Origin of the sequence: Acidovorax soli, assembly GCF_014207955.1 — a bacterium.
GTDB classification, from domain to species: Bacteria; Pseudomonadota; Gammaproteobacteria; order Burkholderiales; family Burkholderiaceae_C; genus Acidovorax; species Acidovorax soli_A.
Genome location: NZ_JACHLK010000009.1, coordinates 281,047 through 301,175, shown reverse-complemented (window position 1 = coordinate 301,175; position 20,129 = coordinate 281,047). Strand labels below are relative to the sequence as shown.

The following is a 20,129-nucleotide window of genomic DNA, read 5'->3' as shown; positions in this document are numbered from 1 at the left end:
TGGAGCTCGAAGCCTCTGGGGGTTATCGGGTTTTTTGTTTTTCCGGGATTGAATAGAACACGTGGCACTGCAGCAAGTCGTTGAACAAATCGTGATTGGCCTGGGGTATGACCTGGTGGAGATCGAACGCTCCGCCGGTGGTCTGCTGCGCATCACCATCGACTTGCCCTGGGTGCAGCCTGCCGCCGATGCGCCTGCGCCGGCCGTCGAGCAGTTCGTCACGGTCGAGGACTGCGAGAAGGTCACGCGCCAGCTGCAGTTCGCGCTGGAGGTCGATGGCGTCGAGTACAAGCGCCTGGAAGTGTCCTCTCCCGGAATCGACCGGCCCCTGCGCCACGAGCAGGACTTCGTGCGCTTCGAAGGTTCGGTCGTCGACATCACATTGAAGGCGCCCATCGGCGCAGCAGGCGCGGGGCAGGTCAACGCTACGCGCAAGAAATTTCGCGGCACGCTGGAGCGGGCCGAGGCAGGGGGCTGGCAGATCGTCTGGAGCGACGAGCCACCTGCCAAGCCGGGTCAAAGAGTCAGCAAGAAGCGCGTGCCCGCCCCGTTGCAGGCGCTGGGCTTCACCCTGGATGAGCTGCGGGATGTGCGCCTGGCGCCCATCGTGGACTTCAAGGGGCGCGGCAACAAGGCAGGGCCCGCGCCCGCCTGAGCCGCAAGCCGAGCAGGCTGCTGAATGAATTGGGCAGATGGCCGCCGCGTGCAGCCTTTGCCTTTCGGGTGATTGAACTAGGAGAGTCGTCGCATGAATCGCGAATTGTTGATGTTGGTTGAGGCCATTTCGCGCGAGAAGAACGTGGAACTGGACGTGGTCCTGGGCGCCGTCGAGTCGGCCCTGGCCCAGGCCACCAAGAAGCTGTACCCCGGCGAGGTGGATATCCGCGTGTCCGTCGACCGCGACAGTGGCAACTACGAGACTTTCCGCCGCTGGCTGGTGGTGCCTGATGATGCGGGCCTGCAGAACCCCGATGCCGAAGAGCTGCTGATGGATGCGCGCGACCGCATCCCCGACATCGAAGTCGGCGAGTACATCGAGGAAGGCGTCGAGTCCGTGCCCATCGGCCGCATCGGCGCCATGGCCGCCAAGCAGGTCATCCTGCAGAAGATCCGCGACGCCGAGCGCGAGATGCTGCTCAACGACTTCATGTCGCGCGGCGAGAAGATCTTCACCGGCACCGTCAAGCGCATGGACAAGGGCGACATCATCGTCGAGTCCGGCCGCGTGGAAGGCCGCCTGCGCCGCAGCGAGATGATCTCCAAGGAAAACCTGCGCAGCGGCGACCGTGTGCGCGCCATGATCATGGAAGTGGACCTGACGCTGCGCGGCGCACCCATCATCCTGTCGCGCTCGGCCCCCGAGTTCATGATCGAGCTCTTCCGCCAGGAAGTGCCTGAGATCGAGCAGGGCCTGCTGGAGATCAAGAGCTGCGCCCGCGACTCCGGCTCGCGCGCCAAGATCGCCGTGCTGTCCCACGACAAGCGCGTGGACCCCATCGGTACCTGCGTGGGCGTGCGCGGCACCCGCGTGAACGCCGTGACCAATGAGCTCGCCGGCGAGCGTGTGGACATCGTGCTGTGGTCCGAAGACCCGGCCCAGTTCGTGATCGGTGCGCTGGCCCCGGCCAACGTCTCCTCCATCGTGGTGGACGAGGAAAAGCACGCCATGGACGTGGTGGTGGACGAGGAGAACCTCGCGATCGCCATCGGCCGCGGCGGCCAGAACGTGCGCCTGGCGTCCGACCTGACCGGCTGGAAGATCAACATCATGGACGCCGCCGAATCGGCGCAGAAGCAGGCCAACGAGACCGACACGGCCCGCAAGCTGTTCATGGAAAAACTCGATGTGGACGAGGAAATCGCCGACATCCTGATCTCCGAAGGTTTCGCCAGCCTGGAAGAAGTGGCCTATGTGCCGCTGCAGGAAATGCTGGAGATCGAAAGCTTCGACGAAGACACCGTCAATGAACTGCGCGCCCGCGCCAAGGATGCGCTGCTCACCATGGAAATCGCCCGCGAGGAAAGCGTGGAGGATGTCTCCCAGGACCTGCGCGACCTCGAAGGCCTCACGCCCGAGCTGATCGCCAAGTTGGCTGAAGGCGGTGTGCATACCCGTGACGATCTGGCCGACCTGGCCATTGATGAGCTGACCGACCTGACCGGACAGTCCGCAGACGAAGCCAAAGCCTTGATCATGAAGGCGCGCGAACACTGGTTCGCGGGGCAGCAAGAGTAAGGGTCAGGGAGGCACGAACCACATATGTCCAGTAACACTGTCGCCGAGTTCGCCAGCGAACTCAAGAAATCGCCTGAAACCCTGCTCGACCAGCTCAAGGCTGCCGGCGTGGGCAAGACCGCCCCGTCGGACGCGCTGACCGAGTCCGACAAGCAAAAGCTGCTCGTGCACCTGCAAAACAGCCACGGCACGGTTGCGGCCGACCGCAAGAAGATCACGCTGACCAAGAAGTCCACCAGCGAGATCAAGCAGGCCGACGCCACCGGCAAAGCGCGCACCATCCAGGTGGAAGTGCGCAAGAAGCGCACCTTCATCAAGCGCGATGACGGTGTGGACGGTGCTCCCGAGGCCGAAGAGGCCGCAGTCGTCGAGGAGGCGGCCGTCTCCAGCGAGGACCTGGAGCTGTCGCGCCGCGAGGAAGAGGCGCGCCGCCAGGCCGAGCTGATCCGCCGCCAGGAGGCCGAGCTCGCCGAAAAGCGTGCCGAGCGCGAAGCGCGCGAGAAGCGCGAGCGCGAGGCCGAAGAGCGCGCCGCTGCCTATGCCGCCCAGGAAGCCGAGAAGAAGGCCCAGGCCTCTGCCGAGAAGGAAGAGGCCTCGCGTGAGCAGGCTGCTGAGGCCGCTGCGCGCGCTGCTGCCCAGGCAGAAGCCCGCGAAAAGGCTGCGGCCGAATCCAAGGCCCGCTCCGACGAAGAAGCGGCCCGCGCTGCCGACCTCGACGCCCGCCGCCGCAAGGCCGAAGCCGAGGCTGCCGCGATCCGCTCCATGATGGCCACGCCCAAGAAGGCGGTCATGGTCGCCAAGAAGCCCGAGGAACCCAAGCCCGTGGCCAAGCCTGCTGCGGCTGGCGACGCCAAGAAGGGCACGCTGCACAAGCCAGCCGTGGGTACGGGCGCGTCCGCACGTGCCGGTGCGCCTGCTGCAGCCCCTGCGGGCGGTGCTGGTGCCGGCAAGGAAGTGAAGTCGGCCAAGCTGTCCTCCAGCTGGGCAGGCGACACGGCCAAGAAGAAGGAAATCAAGACCCGCGGCGACAGCAGCGGCGGCGTGGGGCGCAACAACTGGCGCGGAGGTCCGCGTGGCCGCCGCGGCAACGACCGCGACCACCGCGACGACATGCACCAGCATTCCGCCCCCGCGGAGGCGCGCATCATCGAAGTGCACGTGCCCGAAACCATCACGGTGGCCGAGCTCGCGCACAAGATGTCGATCAAGGCGTCCGAAGTCATCAAGGCGCTGATGAAGATGGGCCAGATGGTCACCATCAACCAGCCGCTGGACCAGGACACCGCGATGATCGTGGTGGAAGAACTCGGCCACAAGGCCGTGGTGGCTGCGCTGGACGACCCAGAAGCCTTCACCGACGAGGATTCGGGCCAGAAGGACGCCGAGCTGCTGCCGCGCGCTCCTGTGGTCACCGTCATGGGCCACGTGGACCACGGCAAGACCTCGCTGCTGGACTACATCCGCCGCGCCAAGGTCGCTGCGGGCGAAGCCGGTGGCATCACCCAGCACATCGGTGCCTACCACGTGGAAACCCCACGCGGCATGGTGTCGTTCCTCGATACCCCCGGTCACGAGGCCTTCACGGCCATGCGTGCCCGCGGTGCGCAGGCCACCGACATCGTCATTCTGGTGGTGGCGGCCGACGACGGCGTCATGCCCCAGACCAAGGAAGCCATCAAGCACGCCAAGGCAGCCAAGGTGCCGATCGTGGTGGCCATCACCAAGGCCGACAAGCCCGATGCCAACCCCGACCGCGTCAAGCAGGAGCTGGTGGTCGAAGAGGTGGTGCCTGAAGAATACGGCGGTGACTCGCCCTTCGTGGCCGTGTCGTCCAAGACCGGCATGGGCATCGACGACCTGCTCGAGCAGGTGCTGCTGCAGGCCGAAGTGCTGGAACTCAAGGCACCGGTGGAATCGCTGGCCAAGGGTCTCGTGATCGAAGCCCAGCTCGACAAGGGCCGCGGCCCCGTGGCCACGGTGCTGGTGCAGTCCGGTACGCTCAAGGTGGGCGACGTGGTGCTGGCAGGCCAGACCTCGGGCCGCGTGCGCGCCATGCTCGACGAAAACGGCAAGCCGGCCAAGACCGCAGGCCCGTCGATCCCGGTGGAAATCCAGGGTCTGTCCGACGTGCCCCAGGCCGGCGACGAGTTCATGGTGCTGTCCGACGAGCGCCGTGCGCGCGAAATCGCGACCTACCGCGCCGGCAAGTTCCGCAACACCAAGCTGGCCAAGCAACAGGCCGCCAAGCTGGAGAACGTGTTCTCCGAGATGACCGCAGGCGAGGTGCAGACCCTGCCCATCATCATCAAGGCGGACGTGCAGGGCTCGCAGGAAGCGCTGGCAGCCTCGCTGCTCAAGCTCTCCACCGACGAGATCCGCGTGCAGCTGGTGTATGCCGGCGTGGGCGGCATCAGCGAGTCCGACGTCAACTTGGCGATTGCCTCCAAGGCCGTCGTGATCGGCTTCAACGTGCGCGCCGATGCTGGTGCGCGCAAGCTGGCCGAGTCGAGCGATGTGGACCTGCACTACTACAACATCATCTACGACGCCGTGGATGAGTTGAAGGCGGCCATGTCCGGCATGCTGGCACCCGAGCAGCGCGAAGAAGCCATCGGTACGGCCGAGATCCGCACCGTGTTCGTGGCCTCCAAGATCGGTACCGTGGCGGGTTCGTACGTCACCTCCGGCCAGGTCACGCGCAATTGCAAGTTCCGCCTGCTGCGCGACAACGTGGTCATCTACACCGGCGAGGTCGAGTCCGTGCGCCGCCTCAAGGACGATGTGCGCGAAGTCAAGGAAGGCTTCGAGTGCGGTATCAAGCTGCGCAACTACAACGACATCAAGGAAGGCGATCAACTCGAGTTCTTTGAAATCAAGGAAATCGCCCGGACGCTGTAAAAGGCGGAAACGACGACAACATGGCTGCAAAGAAATCCGCCACTCCCAACCGCGCCTTCAAGGTGGCCGATCAGATCCAGCGCGATCTGACGGAGCTGATCGCGCGCGAGTTGAAAGACCCGCGCGTGGGCATGGTGACGCTGCAGGGGGTGGAGGTGACTCCCGACTACGCGCACGCCAAGGTGTTCTTCAGCCTGCTGGTGGGTGACCCTGTGGAAACGCAGGCGGCGCTCAACCAGGCGGCTGGGTTCCTGCGCAATGGCCTGTTCAAGCGCCTGCACATCCACACGGTGCCCACGCTGCACTTCGTGTACGACCGCACCTCCGAGCGTGCGGCCGACATGAACGCCTTGATCGCCAAGGCCGTCTCTTCGCGCGCGAAAGAGGACTAGCCCATGCACGCGCCTCGCACCAGGGTGCAGCGGCGCCCTGTGCACGGGGTGTTGCTGCTGGACAAACCGCTCGGCCTCTCGAGCAACGATGCCTTGCAAAAGGCCAAATGGCTGCTGCGCGCCGAGAAGGCGGGCCATACCGGCACGCTCGACCCGCTGGCCACCGGCGTGCTGCCACTGTGCTTTGGTGCCGCCACCAAGTTCAGCCAGCTGCAGCTCGACGCGCCCAAGACCTATGAAGCCGTGGCCCTGCTCGGGACCACCACCACCACCGGCGATGCCGAAGGCGACGTGATCGCGCGGCGCCCCGTGGTGCTGGCCGAACTCACGCCCGAGCGCCTGGCCGCCGTGCAACAGCAATTCACCGGCCCGATCCGCCAGGTGCCGCCCATGCACAGCGCCCTCAAGAAGGACGGCAAGGCCTTGTACGAGTATGCGCGTGCTGGCATCGAAGTGGAGCGCCCGGCCCGCGACGTGGTGATCCACTCGCTCTCCCTCACCCTGTTGGCGGACAATCCGGACGCCATCGCCCTTAAAATGGTGGTGCAGTGCAGCAAGGGAACCTATATCCGCACCCTGGGTGAGGACGTGGGCGCGGCGCTGGGCTTTGGCGCGCACCTCACGTTCCTGCGCCGCATCGATACCGGGGGTATCGGTGTGGAGCGCTGCGTCACGCTGGCGCAGCTCGAAGCCATGGAAGAGGGCGCGCGCCTGTCGCAACTGGAGCCGCCCGAATCGCTTTTGGCACAACACGTGCGTGTCACGCTGGACAGCGAGAATGCCGCTCGCTTCCTGTCGGGCGTGCGCCGCCGGGGCACCTGGCCCGATGCCGGGGCCGTGGCGGTGTTTGGCGACAGCCCCCCGGCGCTGCTGGGGGTGGGCCACATCGTGGGCGGGGAGCTGGTGCCCGACAGGCTCCTGAGTCCGCTGGAGATTCAACAAATTTTGGAAGGTACGCCGCACCTGCAAGCCAGCGGCACATTGGAAAAACTATGACGAAACAGATCCGCAACATCGCCATCATCGCCCACGTTGACCATGGCAAGACCACCATGGTGGACCAATTGCTGCGCCAGTCCGGCACCTTCGCAGACCACGAAAAGGTGGTCGACACGGTGATGGACAACAACGCGATCGAAAAAGAGCGTGGCATCACCATCCTGGCCAAGAACTGCGCCGTGAGCTGGGAAGGCACGCACATCAACATCGTCGACACCCCCGGCCACGCGGACTTCGGCGGTGAGGTGGAGCGCGCCCTGTCCATGGTGGACAGCGTGGTGCTGCTGATCGATGCGCAAGAGGGCCCCATGCCCCAGACGCGTTTCGTGACCAAGAAGGCCCTGGCCCTGGGCCTGCGCCCCATCCTGGTGGTCAACAAGGTGGACAAGCCCGGTGCCAACCCCGACAAGGTGGTGAACGCCGCGTTCGACCTGTTCGACAAGCTGGGTGCGACCGACGAGCAGCTCGACTTCCCCGTGGTGTACGCCTCGGGCATCAACGGCTGGTCGTCGCTCGAAGAAGGCGCGCCGGGCGAGCAGTGGGGCCCCGACATGTCGGCCCTGTTCAACACCATCCTGAAGCACGTGCCCCCGAACTCGGGTGACGCGAACGCTCCGCTGCAGCTGCAGATCTCGGCGCTCGACTTCTCCACCTTCGTGGGCCGCATCGGCGTGGGCCGCATCAGCCAGGGCACCCTCAAGCCCGCCCAGGACGTACTGGTCATGGAAGGCCCGGACGGCAAGGCCGTCAAGGGCCGCGTGAACCAGGTGCTGACCTTCCAGGGCCTCGATCGCATGCAGACCCCCGTGGCCGGCCCCGGCGACATCGTGCTGATCAACGGCATCGAAGACATCGGCATCGGCGTGACCGTGACCGATCCCGCCAACCCCTCGCCGCTGCCCATGCTCAAGGTGGATGAGCCCACGCTGACCATGAACTTCTGCGTGAACACCTCGCCGCTGGCAGGCCGTGAAGGCAAGTTCGTGACCAGCCGCCAGATCTGGGACCGCCTGCAAAAGGAACTGCAGCACAACGTCGCCCTGCGCGTGAAGGAAACCGACGAAGAAGGTATTTTCGAAGTCATGGGCCGCGGTGAACTGCACCTGACCATCCTCTTGGAAAACATGCGCCGTGAAGGCTACGAGCTGGCCGTGTCCAAGCCCCGCGTGGTGTTCAAGGATGTCGATGGCGTCAAGCACGAGCCCATCGAGCTGGTGACGGCCGACATCGAAGAAGGCCACCAGGGCGGCGTGATGCAGGCCCTGGGCGAGCGCAAGGGCGAGCTGGTGAACATGGAGCCGGACGGCCGTGGCCGCGTGCGCCTGGAGTACCGCATCCCTGCGCGCGGCCTGATCGGCTTCACCAACGAATTCCTGAACCTGACTCGTGGTTCGGGCCTGATCAGCAACATCTTCGACAGCTACGAGCCGCACAAGGGCGACATCGGCGGCCGCAAGAACGGCGTGCTGATCTCCATGGACGACGGTGAAATCTTCACCTACGCCCTGGGCAAGCTCGACGACCGTGGCCGCATGTTCGTCAAGGCCAACGACCCCGTGTACGAAGGCATGATCGTCGGCATCCACAGCCGCGACAACGACCTGGTGGTGAACGCCACGCGCACCAAGCAGCTGACCAACTTCCGCGTCTCGGGCAAGGAAGACGCGGTCAAGATCACGCCGCCCATCGACGCCACGCTGGAATACGCCGTGGAATTCATCGAGGACGACGAGCTGGTCGAGATCACGCCCAAGTCCATCCGCATCCGCAAGCGCTTCCTGACCGAGAACGAGCGCAAGCGCGCAGCCCGTTCCTGATCTGCGGGCCACGGCTGCACAGATGACCGCACCACAGGCTGCACGGCCTGGTGAGAGGGGCGCGCCAGCCTTGGGGGCTGGCGCGCCCCTTGTCTTTCATGCGCGGGACTACCACACGGGCACGGCCGCGCAGCGCGCCCAGCGGCGCCGGCTGGGCCGGGTGGTGGGCATCGTCCTGGTCATGGTGCTGGCCGTGTCGCTGGTCATGGCGGTGGCCACTCTGGTGGGTGCCACTGCCCAGCCATTCCCCTGGCAGATGCTGGCCAGCCGCTCGGCCGCCGCATGGCAGCGTGCAGACCCTCTGCGCCTGGTTTTCCATGCCCTGCAGCTCCTGCTGCTGTTGGCCCTCGTGCTTGGGCTTGCGCTGCACCGCAGGCGTGCCCGCCTGGTGCTCGACAACCAGTCGCTGCGCTATACGTCCGGGTTGCCCGTAGTGTGGCGCTGGCTGGACTGGCAACTGGACCTGGGCGCCTTGCGCAGCGGTGCCGTCTCCTGGCAACTGGCGGGTGCCCCCGTGCCCGCCAACCCGCTGGCCACACTGAGGATTACCTGGAAGGGCGGTGCACGCCTGGGCCTTTCGCCCGCGCGTTGGTACCTGCCGGGAGAGCCGGAGACCGACGATGATGTCCGCCCGCACAGCATGGCCGGCCTGGTGCTCTGGAATTCCGCGAAGAACCTGCCGGTGGTGCAGCGGATGTTCGAAGCCCTGCCACTGGTGCGCGCGTTGCGCGAGCGTGGCGTGCCCGTACCCGCTCCCGATGGTGCCCGCTCGCGCGCCGGTGTGGACAGGGACCTGATGGCCTACCCACGCATGAAGGCCGTCGTCATCGGCTTCTTCGTCGGCCTGGGGGCAGCGGCTGCGCTGTTCCATGCCATGCGACACCAGCACTACTTCATGGCTCCTCCCGTGGGTGTCTGGGGTGCGGTGGGCGCCTGCACGGCGCTTCTGGTGCTGGCCTGGTTGTGGCCTGAAGCGAAACTGGCCCATGGCAGTGCCAGCCCCACTGCCTCGGAGCGCGCGGGCTTTCGCACCACCCAGTTGCTGGTGGCAGCTCTGGCTGCCGTGCCAGCGGGCTTGTGTGCTCCCTCGGTGCCTCTGGCCTGGGCCTGGGTCACCGAGGCGCCACGCACCGTGGCCTTTGCTGTCGCGCCGTCCGTGCAGTCGCTGCCGCGCGTGGTGCTGCGGGCACCGCAAGGCGGCGATGTCCCGCCCCTGGAGCCGCGCCAGGCCATCGACTACTGGCTGAGCCTGCGCACCGGCGCCACCGTGGAGTTGCCTGTGCGGCGCGGCCTGGCGGGCCTGTGGTGGCAGTTCGACAGCAGCGTGCTCGAAGAGCGCCTGGAGGTCTTCTATGGCCGGCGCTAGGGCCGCTGTGCTCACCCACGGCCGGGCTGTCTGGCTCATGGTGGTGGTCACCCTCATGTGGTCCATCGCCGGCGTGGTCACGCGCCACCTGGAGGCGGCGCGCAGCTTCGAGGTCACCTTCTGGCGCAGCCTGTTCACGCTGGCCGCGCTGCTGGTGATACTGCCGGCGCTGCAGGGGCGGGCGGTGTTCGCCTCCATGCGCAAGAGCGGTGGGGCGCTGTGGATCGCCGGCCTGTGCTGGGCCGTGATGTTCACGGCCTTCATGGTCGCCATCTTGCTCATGCCGGTGGCCAATGTGCTGGTGACCATGGCGGTCGCGCCGCTGCTCACCGCACTGCTCGCGCGCATCTTCATCGGCCACCACATCGCGCCGCGCACCTGGGCGGCCATCGGCGTGGCGGGCCTGGGCATCGCGTGGATGTATGGTTCAGAGATGGCGGGCCTGCCGCTGGTCGGCACGCTGGTGGCGCTGTGCGTGCCCATCGCCGGTGCCGTGAACTGGACGGTGGTGCAGCATTCCCAGCGCCACGGCCACCGGGTGGACCTGGTGCCCGCCGTGCTGGTCGGGGCGGTGCTCTCGGTGGTGGCCACGCTGCCGCTGGCGCTGCCGTTCCAGGCTTCGGCGCACGACCTCGCGCTGCTGGCGCTGCTGGGTGTGGTGCAACTGGCGATTCCCTGCGTGCTGGCGGTGCGCTGCGGCCAGGTGCTCAAGGCGCCCGAGATCGCGCTGCTGAGCCTGCTCGAGGTGATCTTTGGTATTTTGCTGGCATGGGTGGGCGCGGGCGAGGAGCCCGGGGCGGCCGTGCTGGCGGGTGGGGCGCTGGTGATCGGCGCACTGGTTTTCAATGAACTGTTGGCTTGGAAGGAACAACAATGACGGAGACGACGACAACGAATGCAACGGCCGCCGCGGCAGCCCCCGAGGTGCTCAGCGAGGTGCGCGGCCAGGTGGGCTTCATCACGCTGAACCGCCCGCGCGCGCTCAATGCGCTCTCGCTGGGCATGGTGCGCGACCTCATGGCCATCCTGCTCGCCTGGCAGCACGATGACGCCGTGCTGGCCGTGGCCATCCGCGGCAGCAACAAGGAAGGCCCGTTCGGCGCCTTCTGCGCGGGTGGCGACATCCGCTTCCTGCACCAGGCCGGCAGCCAGGGCAACCCGCAGCTCGAAGACTTCTTCACCGAGGAATACGCCCTCAACCACCTGATCCACAACTACGCCAAGCCCTACATCGCCTTCATGGACGGCATCGTCATGGGCGGCGGCATGGGCATCAGCCAGGGCGCAGCGCTGCGCCTGGTGACCGAGCGCACCAAGATGGCCATGCCCGAGACGGCCATCGGCCTGTTCCCCGACGTGGGCGGCGGCTACTTCCTCGCGCGCTGCCCCGGCAGCGCAGGCGAATGGCTGGCACTGACCGGTGACACCATCGGCGCCGACCTCGCCATCGCCTGCGGCCTGGCCGACGGCTGCATCCCCGTGGACCAGCAGGCCCCCGTGTGGGAGGCCCTGGGCACGCAGCAGTTTGCCGACGCCGAGGCCGTCAAGGCCTTCGTCGTGGCCCGCCTGTTGCCCAAAAGCCAGGTCCTCCAGCCCGCGGCTGCCGAGTTGGCCCAGGCTGATGCGTACTTTGCCCTGCCCAGCGTGGGCGAAATCGTGCGCGCGCTCGAAGCCGCCGACACCGACTGGGCCCGCGCCACCGCCGCCACGCTGCGCAAGCGCTCGCCACTGATGCTGCACGTGGTGCTCGAACAGATCCGCCGCGCCCGCAGCATGGGCCTGGCCGACGACCTGCGCATGGAGCGCGACATGGTGCGCCACTGCTTCTACCTGCGCCCCGGCCAGAGCGAAACGGTGGAGGGCATCCGCGCCCTGGCCGTGGACAAGGACCACGCCCCCAAGTGGAACCCCGCGCGCATTGAAGACGTCACGCCCGCCATGGTGGTGCCGTTCTTCGCGAGCCCCTGGCCCGCGCATTCGCACCCCCTGGCCGCGCTTGCCTGAACAGGCCTATAGCTGCCGGTACACCGCCGATGCCAGCGCCAGCAACTGCTGGCGTGACAGCTGCCCGCTGAGCGCGTAGCCAAAGCCCTGATCCACCCAGTAGAAGCCGGGCACCGGGCCCTCGCTGGTGAACTGGAAGGCGGTTTCTCCGGCATCGGGTTTCTTCGATGCGGCGGTTGCCGCACCGGGCTTGCCTGCGGCGATGGCGCCCAGGTACAGCGTGATGCGCTCGCCCTGCGCGTTCTGGTACATGAATTGCGCGCGCGCGCCCGCATCGCCGGGCAGCAGGCGGCCGCCCACCAGTTCGTAGCCCTCGTCGGCCAGCACGGGCAGCTTCAGCGGCCGGCCCAGGCGTTTGGAAAGCCACTGCACCAGGTGCTCCTGCTGTGCGGCCGGCACCTCCACGGGGTGGCGCACCTCGGGCTGGTACACGGCGTGTGCCACGGCCGCCTGCTGGGCAAAGTGCTGCGCGGTGGCGGTGCTGGCCAGCGCCAGCACAGGCCCTGCCGGGGCCATGGCGGGCCACAGGCTGCGCCCGGTCCAGCCCAGGGCAAACGCCAGCAGCACCGACGCGGCCATGCCGCCCCAGCGCCACCAGCGGTCGTGCCGATCCCTGCGCGCCGAGGTGCGCAGCGCTGCGGCCACCAGCGCCTCGGGCACGGGCTCGGTCAGCATGCCCTGGTGCAGGGCGCGCAGTTGCTGGCGCTGCTGTTCCCACTGCGCCAGCGTCTCTTCGCCCCCTGCCTGGCCTTCGAGCCGCTGGCGCAGTGCGGCTGCCTCCGCAGGCGACAAGCGGCCATCCACCAGCGCGTGCCATGCGGCTTCATCGTCGGCGGGTGGGGCGGGGTGGTGGTGTGGGTGCTTTTCCATGGCGGGCTGGCGCGCGGGCTTCCTCATTTGAGGCGGCGCAAGGGGGTTGGCTGGCCGGTGGGGGCATCGGGGTCCGGGTGGTTGCCGGCGGCGGTCGGTGCGTCGGGGGCGCGCTCCATCAGCAGGCGCAGGCGGCTGCGTGCGCGCGACAGGCGCGACATCACCGTGCCCACGGGAATGCCCAGGATGCGGGCCACATCGCCATAGTCCATGTCCTCCAGTGTCACCAGCAGCAGCACGGCGCGCTGCTCGGCGGGCAGGCGCTGCAGGCAGCGCTCCAGGTCCAGGGCATCATCGTGCATGCCGTCGCTGCCCTGCAAGCTGTCGCGCAGCCCATCGACATCCAGGTGGGGCGAGGGCGGCTGTGCACGCACCTGGTTGAGGTACAGGTTGTGCATCAAGGTGAACAGCCAGGCGCGCAGATCGCTGCCCGCGCGCCACAGCAGCCACTTGCTGCAGGCACGCTCCAGCGTGTCCTGCACCAGGTCATCGGCCGCCCAGGCGTCACCCGTCAGCACGCGCGCATAGCGGCGCAGCGCGGGCAACTGCTCGACGACCTGGGTGCGGTTCATGCCGGAGAGAAGCCCCGATCAGGGTTTGGCGGTACGCCACACCTGGTTGAACCCGTCGCCGGTCTTGTCGCCCGGCTTGGTGTCCTTGACCCAGTAGTACAGTGGCTTGCCCTTGTAGGCCAGCTGCATCTTGCCATCGTCGCGCGCCACCACGCTGTAGTCGCTGCCCGGGGCCTTGTCGGCCAGCAGCGGCGGCCAGTTGGTGGCGCAGGGGCCGTTGCACACCGATTTGCCGCTGCCCGCGGCGTCGCGGTCGAAGGTATAGAGGGTCATGCCGCCAGCGCCGACGAGCACGCCGTCCACGGTCTTCACAGGGCCATCGGCCGCCATGGTGGAGCAGCCGGCAACGGCCAGGAACGCAGCGATGGACAGGATCTTTTTCATGGTTTCTCCAGGTGGAAGAAGAGGGTTTGCATGCAACGGCCAATGCCGCCTTGCACCTCCACAAACACAGGGGCGCAGTGGTTTATTCCACCGCACATGAAAAAAATCCCAAAGATCGGACCTGCCGAAGCCGCCCTCGCTTTCCGCCGCGTATGCAACTGGCGCGGCACCATGCCAGTGCCGCCGTGCAAGGGCCGCCCCGCCGCAGGGGCGGCGTCCCCCTGTAGGGGGAAGGCGCGCAGCGCCTCAGGGGGTTACCTATTCCTGCTTTTCATCGCGCGCTCGACCTCGCGCTTGCCTTCGCGGTCCTTGATGGTGTCGCGCTTGTCGTGCTCGGCCTTGCCCTTGGCCAGGGCAATCTCGCACTTCACGTAGCCGTTCTTCCAGTGCAGGTTCAGCGGCACCAGCGTGTAGCCCTTTTGCTCCACCTTGATGATCAGGTGCTCGATGTCGTTCTTCTTGAGCAGCAGCTTCTTGGTGCGGATGGCATCGGGGTTGACGTGGGTCGATGCGGTCTTGAGCGGGTTGATCTGGCAACCCAGCAGGAACAGCTCGCCCTCGCGGATGATCACGTAGCCATCGGTCAGCTGCACCTTGCCCTCGCGCAAGGCCTTCACTTCCCAGCCGTACAGGACCATGCCTGCCTCGTGGCGTTCTTCGAAGAAATAGTTGTAGGCCGCCTTCTTGTTATCGGCAATGCGGGCGGTTGGATCGGGTTTCTTGGCCATGTCTTATTAATTGAGGCGCAAACGAGGAGATAAAAGGCCTCCCTACAATGCTTGGGTCTCGCACCTGTCATTTTAGGGCGTGTCCTTCATCTTCTCGGGCGCATGCCGGTGCGTGCGCTGAGGATCCCGGACCGAACCCTGCCCCTGCATGAAAACCGTCAACAAGTCCGTCCTCATCTGGTACAGCCCCGAAGAAATGTTCGCCCTGGTCACAGGGGTGGAGAAGTACCCCGAGTTCCTGCCCTGGTGCGACAGCGCCACCGTGCTGGAGCGCTCCGAGGAGGGCATGACGGCCGAGGTGGGCATTGCCTTCAGCGGCCTGCACAAGAGCTTTGTCACACGCAACACGCACGAGGCGGGCCGGCGCGTGCAGATGCACCTGGTCAAGGGCCCGTTCTCGCGGCTCGACGGCGACTGGCACTTCCACCCCGTGGGCGACGGCAGCCAGCGCGCCTGCAAGGTCGAGCTCAGCCTGAACTACGGCTTCGACAACGCCGCCCTGGCGGCCCTGGTGGGCCCCGTGTTCGACCGCATCGCGGGCAGCATGGTCGATGCCTTCGTGAAGCGCGCGGAGCAGGTGTATGGCTGATGGTGAGTGCGCAGCCCCCGCGCTGATGCAGATCACCGTGGTGCTCTCGCGGGCGCCGCGGCAGGTAAGCGAATGCACGGTGCAACTGCCCCCGGGCAGCACCCTGGCCGACGCCCTGCAGGCCGCCGGCCCCCTGGCCGCGCAGCGCGAGGGCATGGTCTGCGGCATCTGGGGCCGCGTTCTGCCCGAAACCACCGTGCTCAAGGACCAGGACCGGGTGGAGCTGTACCGCGAGCTCAAGGTCGACCCCAAGGTGGCGCGGCGCGAACGTTTCGCGCGCCAGGGCGCACGCGCCACCGGCCTCTTTGCGCGGCAGCGGCCAGGCGGCAAATCAGGATACTAAATGAAACAAAAACGGCGCCCCAGGCGCCGTTTTTCTGCAACGAAAGGGGGCTTTTCGCCCGGCTCAGCGCTTGCAGTCGGCCGCAATGGCCGCGTTGATGCGCTTGGTCTCGGCCGCGCGCTGGGCCTCGTCGAGGAACACGCGTTCGCCCTGGGCATTGGTTTGCCGCAGGGGGGTGCCCGAATCCATCAGCGCCTTGGCTTCGCGCGCACGGGTGCAGTTTTCTGCCTTGGCCTTGGCGATCTTCTCGTCTTCGGCCTTCTTCTTCGCGGCTTCGGCGGCTTCTGCCTCGGCCTTGCGCTTCTCCAGTTCCTTGTCCTTGCCGCTGGCGGCGGCGCTGGCTGGCGCCGCGGGGGCAGCCGCAGCGCCAGGGGCTGCGGCGCTTGCGCCGCCGGCTGCTGCGGGGGCGGCTGGCGCAGCCGGGGTGACGACGGGCGTCACACGCGGGCCGCCGAAGCTCGGTTGCTTGAGCATGTTCTTTTCAGGAATATCCTGCGGCGGCGGGCGGTCGCTGAAGACCTTGCGGCCATCCTTGTCGATCCACTGCCATTGGGCAGCGGCACCCAGTGCCCAGGTGCAGGCAATGGCCAGCAAAGCAATCTTGTGCAATTTCATATGGAGAAGTTTAGCGGCGCAACAAGTCGGCCGCCAGTGCAGCCGGACGGGCGGGCGTGCTGCACCGCCGCACGGACAGGGGGAGGGCGCCAGCAGTGTCACGCGGACGCGGGTACAATCCGTCTTTTGGAGCCTTCTCATGCGCCTTCTTGGAAAAGCGCTCACCTTCGACGATGTGTTGCTGGTGCCAGCGTACTCCCAGGTCCTGCCCAAGGACACGTCCCTCGCGACGAAACTCTCCCGCAACATCCAGCTGAACCTGCCGCTCGTGTCCGCCGCCATGGACACCGTGACCGAGGCGCGTCTGGCCATCGCCATCGCCCAGGAGGGCGGCATCGGCATCGTGCACAAGAACCTCACCGCGCAGGAGCAGGCCGCCCACGTGGCCAAGGTCAAGCGCTATGAGTCCGGCGTGCTGCGCGACCCCGTGGTCATCACCCCCGAGCACACCGTGCTGCAGGTGCTGCAGCTGTCCGAGCAACTGGGCATCTCGGGCTTTCCCGTGTGCGACGGCGGCAAGGTGGTCGGCATCGTCACGGGCCGCGACCTGCGTTTCGAAACCCGCTACGACGTCAAGGTCCACCAGATCATGACCCCGCGCGAGAAGCTCATCACCGTCAACGAAAAGGCCGGCACCTCGCCCGCCGAGGCCAAGGCCCTGCTCAACAAGCACAAGCTCGAGCGCCTGCTGGTCGTGAACGACGAGTTCGAGCTCAAGGGCCTGATCACCGTCAAGGACATCACCAAGCAGACCAGCTTCCCCAACGCTGCACGCGACGCCTCGGGCCGCCTGCGCGTGGGCGCCGCCGTCGGCGTGGGTGAGGGCACCGAAGAGCGCGTCGAAGCCCTGGTCAAGGCCGGTGTGGACGCCATCGTCGTCGACACCGCCCACGGCCACAGCAAGGGCGTGATCGAGCGCGTGCGCTGGGTCAAGCAGAACTATCCGCACGTCGACGTCATTGGCGGCAACATCGCCACCGGCGCTGCTGCACTGGCCCTGGTCGAAGCGGGTGCCGACGCCGTCAAGGTCGGTATCGGCCCCGGCTCCATCTGTACCACCCGCATCGTGGCCGGCGTGGGCGTGCCCCAGATCATGGCCATCGACAGCGTGGCCACCGCCCTCAAGGGCACCGGCGTGCCCCTCATTGCTGACGGCGGCATCCGCTACAGCGGCGACATCGCCAAGGCCCTGGCCGCTGGCGCCAGCACCGTCATGATGGGCGGCATGTTCGCCGGCACCGAAGAAGCGCCTGGCGAAGTCATCCTGTACCAGGGCCGCAGCTACAAGAGCTACCGTGGCATGGGCAGCATCGGCGCCATGCAGCAGGGCAGCGCCGACCGCTACTTCCAGGAGTCGAGCACCGGCAACCCCAATGCCGACAAGCTCGTGCCCGAAGGCATCGAAGGCCGCGTGCCCTACAAGGGCTCCATGGTCTCCATCGTGTTCCAGATGGCCGGCGGCGTGCGCGCCTCCATGGGCTACTGCGGCTGCGCCACCATCGACGACATGAACAACAAGGCCGAGTTCGTCGAGATCACCACCGCCGGTATCCGCGAAAGCCACGTGCACGACGTGCAGATCACCAAGGAAGCGCCGAACTACCGGGCTGATTAAGGGACAACCCCCTGAGTCGCTTCGCGCCTTCCCCCTTCTCTCGAATGGCTGTGCCATTCGGGAAGGGGGACGCAGCCAGTGCGGCGGGGCGGCCCTTGCACGGCTGCCCTGGCTTGGGCTGTCGATGTTCGCAGGACGTGGGTCTGCTCTAACCTCAGAGATCCGGAGTCTGGCCTGATTGAAAATATCTGGTCAGAATGATATAGTCTGGTCTGAATTCACCATTCAGGCCAGACTTTTTCTTTTTTGGGGGTCCGCGCATCCATGCAGTCCGTCGGCATCTACGAAGCCAAGAGCAGGTTCTCTGCCCTGATCGAGCTGGTCGAGCAGGGTGAAGAAGTGCGCATCACCCGCCACGGCAAAGAGGTGGTGCGCATGCTCCCCGTGCGCCGCCGCCCCGTCATCACCGACGAGCAGATCGCCCGCGAGCTGGGCCAGATCGACGCGCTGCACGCCACGGTTCGCCCCGTAGTCGGGGCGAACCCTCCCGATACTTTGCGAGCCGCAGGTGAGGCCACCGCCACAGATACTTTGCGCCGCAAGGGCAGGGCCGTCGCATGACCGCCTTTGTCCTCGACGCCTCCGTCACCGCCGCCTGGCTGCTGCCCGACGCGGCCAGCGAGCACACCCGCCGCCTGTACACCCTGATCCGCCGCGACGAGGTCGAGCCCCAGGCCCCCAACCTCTGGCAGTGGGAGTGCAGTAACCTCATCAGCAGCGGCGTGCACAGCGGCCGCATCCCACCCGCATCGGTCGAAGGCCTGTGGGGCGTGCTCGAAGCCATACGCCACCGCGTGGAACTGCACGACCTGGCCCCCGCCCAGCACAAGGCCGTGATGGACGTGGCGCTCGACACCGGCCTGCCCACCTTCGACGCCGCCTACCTGTGGCTCGCCCGCTCGCTGCGCCTGCCTCTGGCCACCTTCGACGCTGCGCAGGCAGCCGCTGCCAAGCGCAGCGGCGTACCGCTTCTCGATCTCTCCAGCCTTTAAGTAAAACACCCCAACCGCCGCCCAACACCATGCAACACCAGAAAATCCTCATCCTCGATTTCGGCTCGCAAGTCACCCAGCTCATCGCCCGCCGCGTGCGCGAAGCCAATGTGTACTGCGAGGTGCACCCCTGCGACGTGACGGACGAATGGGTGCGCGATTACGCCAAGGACGGCTCGCTCAAGGGCATCATCCTCTCGGGCAGCCACGCCAGCGTGTACGAAGACACCACCGACAAGGCGCCCGAAGCCGTGTTCCAACTCGGCCTGCCCGTGCTCGGCATCTGCTACGGCATGCAGACCATGGCCCACCAACTGGGTGGCAAGGTCGAAGGCGGCCACAAGCGCGAGTTCGGCTTTGCGGCCGTGCGCGCCCGCGGCCACACCGCCCTGCTCAAGGACATTGCCGACTTCACCACCCCCGAAGGCCACGGCATGCTCAACGTCTGGATGAGCCACGGCGACAAGGTCACCGAGCTGCCCCCGGGCTTCAAGCTCATGGCCAGCACCGACAGCTGCCCCATCGCCGGCATGGCCGACGAAGAGCGCCGCTTCTACGCCGTGCAGTTCCACCCCGAAGTCACGCACACCGTGCAGGGCAGGGCGCTGCTCGACCGCTTCGTGCTCGGCATCTGCGGCACCAACCCCGACTGGGTCATGCGCGACCACATCGCCGAAGCCGTGGAACAGATCCGCGCACAGGTAGGCGATGAAGAAGTGATTCTCGGCCTCTCCGGCGGTGTCGATTCGTCCGTGGCCGCCGCCCTGATCCACCGCGCCATCGGCGACCAGCTCACCTGCGTGTTCGTCGACCACGGCCTGCTGCGCCTGAACGAAGGCGACATGGTCATGGACATGTTCGAGGGCAAGCTCCACGCCAAGGTCATCCGCGTGGACGCCAGCGACCTGTTCCTGGGCAAGCTCGCTGGCGTGAGCGACCCCGAGCAAAAGCGCAAGATCATCGGCGGCCTGTTCGTCGACGTGTTCAAGGCCGAGGCCGCCAAGCTCAAGGCCGGCGGTGCGGGACACAAGGGTGCCACCTTCCTCGCCCAGGGCACCATCTACCCCGACGTGATCGAATCCGGCGGCGCCAAGAGCAAAAAGGCCGTCACCATCAAGAGCCACCACAACGTGGGCGGCCTGCCCGAGCAACTGGGCCTCAAACTCCTGGAGCCCCTGCGCGACCTGTTCAAGGACGAAGTGCGCGAACTCGGCGTGGCCCTGGGCCTGCCGCCCGAAATGGTCTACCGCCACCCCTTCCCCGGCCCCGGCCTGGGCGTGCGCATCCTGGGCGAGGTGAAGAAAGAGTATGCCGACCTGCTGCGCCGCGCCGACGCGATCTTCATCGAAGAACTGCGCAACCACGTGGACGAGGCCACCGGCAAGACCTGGTACGATCTCACCAGCCAGGCCTTCACCGTCTTCCTGCCGGTCAAGAGTGTTGGCGTGATGGGCGACGGCCGCACCTACGACTACGTGGTCGCCCTGCGCGCCGTGCAGACCAGCGACTTCATGACCGCCGACTGGGCCGAGCTGCCGTACGCCCTGCTCAAGAAGGTGTCGGGGCGCATCATCAACGAGGTGCGGGGCATCAACCGCGTGACCTACGACGTGAGCAGCAAGCCGCCGGCGACGATTGAGTGGGAGTGAGGCAAGGCCGCCCTGGCGGCCTTGCGTTTGAAGCCAAAGCGCCTCATCAAGCGATGAGGC

The 20,129-nt window shown here is 66.8% G+C and carries 20 protein-coding genes; 15 read left to right on the top strand and 5 right to left on the bottom strand.

The window, feature by feature from the left end; all coding sequences use genetic code 11:
• Nucleotides 1-61: 61 nt before the first annotated feature.
• From rimP to HNP48_RS22325, 9 genes are all read left to right on the top strand, one after another.
• Nucleotides 62-655, top strand: coding sequence for a ribosome maturation factor RimP (gene rimP, locus HNP48_RS22365; protein ID WP_184861192.1), 594 nt, complete (start codon nt 62-64; stop codon nt 653-655).
• Between the two features lie 93 nt (nt 656-748).
• Nucleotides 749-2,236 carry a transcription termination factor NusA gene (gene nusA / locus HNP48_RS22360; RefSeq protein WP_184861190.1) on the top strand — a complete coding sequence of 496 codons (1,488 nt, stop codon included), beginning with the start codon at nt 749-751 and terminating at the stop codon, nt 2,234-2,236.
• Nucleotides 2,237-2,260: 24 nt separating this feature from the next.
• Complete coding sequence (gene infB / locus HNP48_RS22355; RefSeq protein ID WP_184861188.1) at nt 2,261-5,134, top strand: translation initiation factor IF-2; 2,874 nt, start codon at nt 2,261-2,263, stop codon at nt 5,132-5,134.
• Between the two features lie 20 nt (nt 5,135-5,154).
• A complete protein-coding gene (gene rbfA / locus HNP48_RS22350; RefSeq protein WP_184861186.1) occupies nt 5,155-5,526 on the top strand; it encodes a 30S ribosome-binding factor RbfA in 372 nt (123 codons plus the stop codon).
• A gap of 3 nt (nt 5,527-5,529) precedes the next feature.
• Nucleotides 5,530-6,522 carry a tRNA pseudouridine(55) synthase TruB gene (gene truB / locus HNP48_RS22345; RefSeq protein WP_184861184.1) on the top strand — a complete coding sequence of 331 codons (993 nt, stop codon included), beginning with the start codon at nt 5,530-5,532 and terminating at the stop codon, nt 6,520-6,522.
• A complete protein-coding gene (typA, locus tag HNP48_RS22340) occupies nt 6,519-8,342 on the top strand; it encodes a translational GTPase TypA (protein WP_184861182.1) in 1,824 nt (607 codons plus the stop codon). Before truB ends, typA begins: the two co-directional genes overlap by 4 nt.
• A 22-nt stretch (nt 8,343-8,364) precedes the next feature.
• Nucleotides 8,365-9,708 carry a hypothetical protein gene (locus HNP48_RS22335; RefSeq protein WP_184861179.1) on the top strand — a complete coding sequence of 448 codons (1,344 nt, stop codon included), beginning with the start codon at nt 8,365-8,367 and terminating at the stop codon, nt 9,706-9,708.
• Nucleotides 9,695-10,585 (top strand): DMT family transporter, encoded by an 891-nt coding sequence (locus HNP48_RS22330; protein WP_260420332.1) that lies wholly within the window; start codon nt 9,695-9,697, stop codon nt 10,583-10,585. Before HNP48_RS22335 ends, HNP48_RS22330 begins: the two co-directional genes overlap by 14 nt.
• Nucleotides 10,582-11,712, top strand: a complete 1,131-nt coding sequence (locus tag HNP48_RS22325) for an enoyl-CoA hydratase/isomerase family protein (RefSeq protein WP_184861177.1) — start codon at nt 10,582-10,584, stop codon at nt 11,710-11,712. Before HNP48_RS22330 ends, HNP48_RS22325 begins: the two co-directional genes overlap by 4 nt.
• Before the next feature lie 6 nt (nt 11,713-11,718).
• Here the strand turns inward: HNP48_RS22325 and HNP48_RS22320 are convergent, their stop codons facing one another.
• The 4 genes from HNP48_RS22320 to smpB all read right to left on the bottom strand — a co-directional run bounded on the left by HNP48_RS22320 (nt 11,719) and on the right by smpB (nt 14,266).
• Nucleotides 11,719-12,582: an anti-sigma factor gene (locus tag HNP48_RS22320; RefSeq protein ID WP_184861175.1), complete on the bottom strand. Its 864-nt coding sequence runs from the start codon at nt 12,580-12,582 to the stop codon at nt 11,719-11,721.
• A gap of 23 nt (nt 12,583-12,605) precedes the next feature.
• Nucleotides 12,606-13,154: an RNA polymerase sigma factor gene (locus tag HNP48_RS22315; protein WP_184861173.1), complete on the bottom strand. Its 549-nt coding sequence runs from the start codon at nt 13,152-13,154 to the stop codon at nt 12,606-12,608.
• Nucleotides 13,155-13,172: 18 nt separating this feature from the next.
• Complete coding sequence (locus HNP48_RS22310; protein WP_184861171.1) at nt 13,173-13,538, bottom strand: hypothetical protein; 366 nt, start codon at nt 13,536-13,538, stop codon at nt 13,173-13,175.
• Nucleotides 13,539-13,792: 254 nt separating this feature from the next.
• Nucleotides 13,793-14,266: an SsrA-binding protein SmpB gene (gene smpB, locus HNP48_RS22305; protein WP_184861169.1), complete on the bottom strand. Its 474-nt coding sequence runs from the start codon at nt 14,264-14,266 to the stop codon at nt 13,793-13,795.
• Nucleotides 14,267-14,414: 148 nt separating this feature from the next.
• On the opposite strand from smpB, the gene HNP48_RS22300 reads away from it, so the two are divergent.
• Both HNP48_RS22300 and HNP48_RS22295 read left to right on the top strand, forming a co-directional pair.
• Entirely contained in the window at nt 14,415-14,855 is a 441-nt protein-coding gene (locus HNP48_RS22300) for a type II toxin-antitoxin system RatA family toxin (protein WP_184861167.1), read from the top strand.
• Nucleotides 14,848-15,198: an RnfH family protein gene (locus HNP48_RS22295; RefSeq protein ID WP_260420331.1), complete on the top strand. Its 351-nt coding sequence runs from the start codon at nt 14,848-14,850 to the stop codon at nt 15,196-15,198. Before HNP48_RS22300 ends, HNP48_RS22295 begins: the two co-directional genes overlap by 8 nt.
• A gap of 63 nt (nt 15,199-15,261) precedes the next feature.
• On the opposite strand, the gene HNP48_RS22290 is transcribed toward HNP48_RS22295, so the two are convergent.
• Nucleotides 15,262-15,813 (bottom strand): DUF4124 domain-containing protein, encoded by a 552-nt coding sequence (locus HNP48_RS22290; protein ID WP_184861165.1) that lies wholly within the window; start codon nt 15,811-15,813, stop codon nt 15,262-15,264.
• A gap of 139 nt (nt 15,814-15,952) precedes the next feature.
• Here HNP48_RS22290 and guaB point away from each other — a divergent pair, with 139 nt between their 5' ends.
• The 4 genes from guaB to guaA all read left to right on the top strand — a co-directional run bounded on the left by guaB (nt 15,953) and on the right by guaA (nt 20,069).
• Nucleotides 15,953-17,428 carry an IMP dehydrogenase gene (gene guaB / locus HNP48_RS22285; RefSeq protein ID WP_184861163.1) on the top strand — a complete coding sequence of 492 codons (1,476 nt, stop codon included), beginning with the start codon at nt 15,953-15,955 and terminating at the stop codon, nt 17,426-17,428.
• Between the two features lie 264 nt (nt 17,429-17,692).
• On the top strand, nt 17,693-17,989 hold the full coding sequence (locus HNP48_RS22280; protein ID WP_184861161.1) for a type II toxin-antitoxin system Phd/YefM family antitoxin: 297 nt from the start codon (nt 17,693-17,695) through the stop codon (nt 17,987-17,989).
• Nucleotides 17,986-18,420, top strand: coding sequence for a type II toxin-antitoxin system VapC family toxin (locus HNP48_RS22275; RefSeq protein ID WP_184861159.1), 435 nt, complete (start codon nt 17,986-17,988; stop codon nt 18,418-18,420). Before HNP48_RS22280 ends, HNP48_RS22275 begins: the two co-directional genes overlap by 4 nt.
• A 29-nt stretch (nt 18,421-18,449) precedes the next feature.
• Entirely contained in the window at nt 18,450-20,069 is a 1,620-nt protein-coding gene (gene guaA, locus HNP48_RS22270) for a glutamine-hydrolyzing GMP synthase (RefSeq protein WP_184861157.1), read from the top strand.
• The last annotated feature ends 60 nt before the right edge of the window (nt 20,070-20,129 follow it).